The following is a 3,682-nucleotide window of genomic DNA, read 5'->3' as shown; positions in this document are numbered from 1 at the left end:
ACAATATTATTTTTATTTAAAGGTATATCTAAACTATTACTATTTATATTAATTTCATCTATTTCATTTTATTTATTTTTATAAAATTATAAGCATATATAAAATTGGTACAAATATAATTAAACCTAATATATTATATAAAGTAAATGACTTCATATAATTATCATTTCCAAACTCACTACTATAAATCTTATAAGATATAACACTAGCAAGAGATGCTATTAAAGTTCCCATACCACCTATATTTACACCTAAAAGAAGTTCTTTAAAGTGATTAGTAAATCCTGATAAAAGCATAGTAGCAGGTACATTACTTATAACTTGACTAGATAGTACAGAAGATAAGAATGTAGATTGAGGACTACCTAAAATACCTTCCATAAAGTTTTTTACAACATCCATAGTTGAAATGTTTCCAACAAATATGAAAAATCCAACAAATGTAATTAATAATGAATAATCAACTTTTGTAAATAGCTTTTTATTAAGAAGTAAAACCATAACAATAGTTATTAAGAAAGTAAGTCTATAATCAATAATATGGAAAACTGATAATAATATTATTAAAAATAATCCACTAAATAAATAAACATCTCTTTTATTATCTATTTTAATAGTTTCTAAATCTAGACTTAAATTCATCTTTTTATCCTTAATAACAAGGAAAACTAAAAATAATACAGCTAAAATAACTATAGGTAAAGTAATATTAAAGAAATCCACAGGGCTTAAATTATAAAAAGAATATATAAATAAGTTTTGAGGATTACCCATAGGAGTAAAGCTACTTCCAAGGTTAGCTGCTAATGTTTGAAATATTACTATTTTTAATACATTAATATTAGCTTTTCTTGCAATAACTACACTAAGTGGAACAAAAGTTATAAGTGCAACATCATTAGTAACTATCATTGAAGATATAAACGTTATAAATACTAATGCTAAAGATATTGAAGTGTAGGTATTACATTTTTTTAGTAAACCTATAGCGATGCTATCTAGAACTTTTAATTCTTTAAAAGCAGCAACAACTATCATAAGGTTAAATAATAATATAAGTACCTTAAAGTCAATGTATGACATTTTAGGCATAGAAATAACAGAACTAAGTATAGCAAGAGTAACTGCTATAACTAGAACACATTCCTTTTTTAAGAACTCAACAAATGAGTTTTTAGCTTTTGATTCTTGTGTTTGAATAATTTGACTCATTTTTCTCTCCATATAATAAATTTTATCATCAAGATTTTACACTATTATAGTGTATATATCAAATGAAATTTTAACATAAGATATTCAAAGATTATATAAAATCAAATAATTGAATATTATCAATATGAATGATTTTAATGTAATACTTAGATAGAGGTGGGGTTATTAAAAAGTTACCAATAGTTATTTTTAATTCTATTTTTTTACATATCGTAATATTTTAATTCAAAATGCGCAATCTAAGATAAAGAAGAATTACACATTAGGAGGATAAAATGAAGAAAAAGCATATCTATGTTTTGGCTACAGGTGGCACCATATCTGGAAAAGGTGAAGAAGGTAAAACATTAAATTATACAATTGGCAAATTAAATATAGATGATATTATTAAAGATATAAAGGGAATTGACAAAATAGCAAGAATTACTACTGAGCAGATATTTAATATTTGAATAGATTATATACAAATAGTTACCTTAATTAAGGTAACTATTTTTTTTATTTACGTATAGAGTAAGCACATAAAAACAAAAATAAGGGTAGGAATTTTTTTAGGAGGTGACAATTTTTGTATATACTAATAAGTCTTATAGGAGGACTTGGCTTATTTCTTTATGGAATAAATGTAATGGGTGAAGGTCTTCAAAAATCAACAGGACCTAAATTAGAAAAAGCTATAGGGCTTTTAACAAGTAATGTTGTGATGGGGGTATTAGTAGGAACAGTTGTTACAGGAATAATACAAAGTAGTGGTGCAACAACTGTTATGGTAGTTGGTTTTGTAAATGCAGGAATAATGAATTTATATCAAGCTATAGGTGTAATAATGGGAGCAAATATAGGTACAACTGTAACAGCACAGCTAGTATCTTTTGATGTTAGTATATTATCATCGATAGCTCTTGGAATTGGTATAGTTTTATATATGATTGGTTCAAAATCAAAACCAATGCTTAAAAATATATCAGAAATATTAATAGGTTTTGCAATTCTATTTATTGGTATGAAATTTATGAAAGATGCAGTAGCACCATTATCAGAATATCCAGTATTTAGAAAGGTTTTAGCACAGCTTACAAGGCATCCATTATTAGCATTACTAGCTGGTTTTTTAATGACTACAGTACTTCAAAGTTCTAGTGCATCTATGGGGATATTAATAGCATTATCTTCTCAAGGATTAATGCCACTAGCAGGAGCATTACCAATTTTATATGGAGATAATATAGGGAGTTGTACAACATCCCTTATATCTAGTATAGGAGCTAATAAAAATGCAAAAAGAGCAGCTACTATGCATTTATGCTTTAATATAATTGGTACTCTTTTATTTATGCTTATATTAAATAAGCCTATAACTATGGTAGTTGAGTATTTAAATCCTACAGATCCAGCTAGACAAATAGCAAATTCACATACATTATTTAATATAGTAAATGTTATAATATTACTCCCTTTCTCAAGACTTATAGTTAAGTTAGCTATGTTAATAATACCTGACAAATCAGGTGAAGAGGAAGATGATAGTATTGTTACAAAGTACTTAGATGAGCGAATGCTAGAAACTCCTGCAATAGCTTTTGGTAATATAGTAAGAGAATCACTTAGAATGGGAGAAAAGGCAAAACAAAGTTTAACAAGTTCTGTTATAGCAGTACTTGAAAAATCAGAAGAAAATATAAATATAACCCTTGAAAAGGAAGAGCTTGTAAATGAACAACAAAGAAGAATTTTAGATTATTTAATTAAATTATCAAATAAAGCATTAGATCAAAAAATGAGGATGACATTAGATTTATTATTTCATACTGTAAATGATATAGAAAGAGTAGGGGATTTATCTGAGAATATAGCTGAATTAGCAGAATCTTCTATAAAAAATAATATCAATTTATCAGAAAAAGCAATAGACGAAATAAAAGTAATTTATGAAAAAGTACTAGATGCATATACATTAGCTCTTAAAGCTATGAGAGAAAATAATATAAGTATTGCTAATAAAGTTTTAGAGATAGAAGAAATAGTTGATGATATAGATAAGTCATATAGAAGTCAACATATGTCTAGATTAAATCAAAATTTTTGTAGTGTAGACTCAGGTATAGTGTATTTAGATTTACTAACTAATTTAGAAAGAATATCAGATCACTCTGCAAGTATTGCTAAAAGAGTTATAAAAGTTAATGAGTAATATACATAAAAGGTGCCTGAAAAATAATGTTATTTATTAAAGGTACTTTTTATATAGTGTATTTTAATTGTAAAAATCAACTATAACTGTATATATGAAGTAGAATAATTGATTAAATATACAATAGAATTTTTTATAATTTATGACATAAAAATACAGCTATAAAAGAGAATAGGTAATATGAACTTTGAGTAAAATTTATTCAAGTAATTAAATATTTACAAATTAAAGGYTTAAATTAGGAGGTCAAAAATGAGAAATAGTTATAAAAAATTATGT

General features: G+C 25.4%; 3 protein-coding genes. 2 read left to right on the top strand and 1 reads right to left on the bottom strand.

The features are described from left to right. Window positions 1-78 precede the first annotated feature (78 nt). On the bottom strand, window positions 79-1,212 hold the full coding sequence (locus G3997_RS05050; protein WP_296649094.1) for an SLC13 family permease: 1,134 nt from the start codon (window positions 1,210-1,212) through the stop codon (window positions 79-81). 275 nt (window positions 1,213-1,487) lie between these two features. Between G3997_RS05050 and G3997_RS05045 the strand changes: the two genes are divergently transcribed. Together G3997_RS05045 and G3997_RS05040 are read left to right on the top strand one after the other, a co-directional pair. Beyond that, window positions 1,488-1,664, top strand: a complete 177-nt coding sequence (locus tag G3997_RS05045) for an asparaginase domain-containing protein (protein WP_296649090.1) — start codon at window positions 1,488-1,490, stop codon at window positions 1,662-1,664. A gap of 116 nt (window positions 1,665-1,780) precedes the next feature. After that, entirely contained in the window at window positions 1,781-3,403 is a 1,623-nt protein-coding gene (locus tag G3997_RS05040) for a Na/Pi cotransporter family protein (protein WP_296649083.1), read from the top strand. The last annotated feature ends 279 nt before the right edge of the window (window positions 3,404-3,682 follow it).

Origin of the sequence: Romboutsia sp. 13368, from assembly GCF_018336475.1 — a bacterium.
GTDB lineage: Bacteria > Bacillota > Clostridia > Peptostreptococcales > Peptostreptococcaceae > Romboutsia.
Note: the sequence above shows the minus strand (reverse complement) of the source record. Positions and strands in the feature narration are given on the sequence as shown.